Origin of the sequence: Coxiella-like endosymbiont, assembly GCF_002871095.1 — a bacterium.
Taxonomy (GTDB): Bacteria; Pseudomonadota; Gammaproteobacteria; order Coxiellales; family Coxiellaceae; genus Coxiella.
Genome location: NZ_NSHJ01000005.1, coordinates 1 through 3,247, shown reverse-complemented (window position 1 = coordinate 3,247; position 3,247 = coordinate 1). Strand labels below are relative to the sequence as shown.

Below are 3,247 nucleotides of genomic sequence, written 5' to 3'. Positions count from 1 at the left end.
GTATTCTTATTCAAATACTTATTAAGGTTATGATCAACCAGCTGCTCATCATACGTGTTCATTTAATAATAATAGCTTGTCGGGAGTTGTAGGATTTGTCGTAATAGTAAGAAAGTAAGAAAAGAAATGACCACAGACAAACAATTAAATCTCTAGTATACGGTAGAGATTTTGATTCTAAAGGGTCTTTCAAAGCTATCCGTTGTTTTTTTGGATTTGTCAATACTTATTAAGTATCCCTGATTTCTTATACTTAATTCTTAATTTTGATAGTATTCTCTGCTCTTTTTAATCTAATTTTTTCTTTAGAAGACATTAGAAGTAAGATTAGTTATGGTTAAGGAGAAAATTCAATTCTGAGAGATAAAAGTTTCTAGTAATACTTACGAAAACTATTAGCGTTCAACTATTTCTCAGCTATAGATAATCGTAAATCGGGTGTTATAATGATTACCTATATTAACTCTTTGGTGGGAAAATTTTTAATGTAATCAAATAAAGTAAATTGTTAACAGATCTAATCAAAAAAATAAGGAATAATTCGAAAGGGTACCTTATTATTATGAGAGTTTATAAACGCTTCTTATGTACAATTCCATTAATTGTTTTCTGTCTTTCTTTTAATGGGTCAGCTTATGCTTTTATTATCCGTTCTATTCACATCCAAGGTTTAGAAAGGATTTCGAAAAGCACAGTTCGTAGTTATCTTCCGATCCATGAAGGACAAGAATATTGTCCTCAGTACAGTCAATCTATTATTGAAGCACTTTATAAAACGGGCTTTTTTGATAATATTCAATTGAGCCGCCGTGGAGAGAATCTTATTATTAATGTAAAAGAATATCCCACAATAAGTTTAATTCATCTTAATGGTAATCAAGTTATTAGTAATAAAAAATTGCAGCCTATTTTTAGTAAATTTAGAATTGTAGAAGGAGAGACCTTCAATCCTACCAGATTAAAGCAAATTGAGCAGGGGTTGGAACAGCAATATGATGCGATGGGATATTGCGAAGCCCATATATCGACTAACATCATTAGAGAGTCTCACAATTGTGTAGCGCTCTATATTAATATTAATGAGGGCTGGATTACGAAAGTTCTTTCCATTCAATTTGTTGGAAATCGCGCATTTAGTGCACGTACTTTGCGCCACCAGTTTAAATTAACAACCCCTGGTTTATTTACATCTATTACCCACACTGATCGTTATTCACAAATTAAATTAGAAGAAGATTTAGAAAGACTCATGATATTTTATTTAGATCATGGTTATTTGCGTTTTCGAGTTGTTTCCCACGAGCTTCAATGGTCACAAAATAAAAAAAGTGTTTATATTACTGTTTACCTAAATGAAGGAGCGGTATATCGAATTAATAGTTATGAGATAACTAGTAAAACTTACGATTTGAAAGAGCAATTTTATAAGTTGATTACATTAAAATCTGGTGATGTATTTTCTCGTCAAGCTATCATTGATGCTAACATAAAAATTCATAATTTTCTAGCAGATCGGGGATATCCATTCGCGAAAGTAACAATCATTCCAACAATTGATGATCCACAACGTTTGGTTCATATAAATTTTATTATAGTGCCTAATGAACGGATTTATGTACGTCGGATTAATTTCCTCGGCAATCAACGAACAGATCAAAAAGTATTGCGTCAAGAAATGCGTCAATACGAAGGAAGTATATACTCTTTATCAAAAATTGAAGAATCTAAACGACGTTTAGAGTTACTGGGTTATTTCTCTGATGTTACTTATACAACACAATCGGTAACTCACTCTCGTGACCAAGTAGATTTATATTATCATGTGCAAGAAGTTCCAGCAGGGAGAGCTAGTATTCAAGGTGGTTATTCAGATGTTTATGGTTTTTTGTATGGTTCCAGTATATCGGAACCTAATTTTATGGGAACAGGGAAGTATCTTTCAATTGGATTTCAAAATAGTCAATATCAAAAAAATTATTCCATTAATTATAAAAATCCTTATTATACGACGGGGGGGTTACAGCGAGGCTTCTTGATTTATTATTCTCGTATTAAACCAGATGCGAAATTTAACCTTACTTCTTATTTAGAGAATGGTTATGGAGCTGATGTCACCTATGGGTATTTTGTTTCGGAACGTAATTCAATTATGTTTGGTTACGGATTAGAAGACATCACTATCAGTCATGTTGATATCCCTAACGCTGCACCGAGTATGCTGGCTTTTTTGGGAACCACTAACGGTGTGCAAAATACCAATGTCAACTATAATGAATTTAAATTGATAGCAGAGTGGGTCTACAATGGCCTTGATCGTGCTATTTTCCCAACTAAAGGTTTTTATAGAGGATTAGACTTGGAAGTAGGTGTTCCTCTTTTTAAATCCAGTTTAAATTATTATTTGGCAACTTATTCAGTAAAATATTATCAACCCTTGGGGCATAAATTTATTTTAAATGTATTAACAACTTTTGGTTATGGAGAAAAATTCTATCATAATCGGTTGCCCTTTTTCAAAAACTTTTTTTCTGGAGGAATTGGTTCTATTCCTGCTTTTGCTCCAAATTCATTGGGTCCAAAGAATCGTTATCCACTCGGTAGTGATTTTAGCGCTATTGGTGGTAATTTAGAAACTATTTTTGGAGTGCATTTAATTTTGCCGCAATTGAATCAAAAGGTTCGTACTGCCATTGTATTTGATGCAGGTAATGTTTTTCAGGTACCCCGATTTCCAGGAGATATTGCAATTCCAGCACGGGGTGGTGCTTCTGATCCTGAGGCAAATATTCGCCCGCAAATTATCCAAGATGATAAATTTTCTATTAAAAATTTACGTCCCTCGTTGGGTTTTGCTGTAGAATGGTACACGTCTTTTGCGCCAATTGATTTTACTTTAGCTTTTCCCTTGAATCGTCGAGTAGGGGATAATTTTCAAGCATTTCAATTTACTTTTGTGGTAAGCTGATCAGAGGAAAATTAGAGCGGAGCTTGGCTGATATACGAATCTGAACTATAATTAGCATTACCTTAATTTTAAGGAGAAGGTTATAACGAAACCTTTATTTGTAGTCACTTGTTTATTAATGTTAATGAGTGAAGTAAGAAGTTATTAAGTTATTTTTGGTAAACACTGGAGAGAGTAGATATTTAGAAAATTTTTCAAGAATCACCACTTATAGGTTAAAAAAATCAATGATCAATAGTTAACTTGAAAAAGAATTTTCATCACAACGCAAAAGAATTATTA

At 32.7% G+C, this 3,247-nt stretch carries 1 protein-coding gene; it reads left to right on the top strand.

The features are described 5' to 3' along the window. Positions 1 to 562: 562 nt before the first annotated feature. Positions 563 to 2,965 carry an outer membrane protein assembly factor BamA gene (bamA, locus tag CLERM_RS00040; RefSeq protein ID WP_102156595.1) on the top strand — a complete coding sequence of 801 codons (2,403 nt, stop codon included), beginning with the start codon at positions 563 to 565 and terminating at the stop codon, positions 2,963 to 2,965. Positions 2,966 to 3,247: the final 282 nt, after the last annotated feature.

What these genes read in the sequence shown, in the direction of transcription:
- bamA (WP_102156595.1), top strand. Translation starts at nt 563, where the DNA reads ATGAGAGTTTATAAACGCTTCTTATGTACAATTCCATTAATTGTTTTC.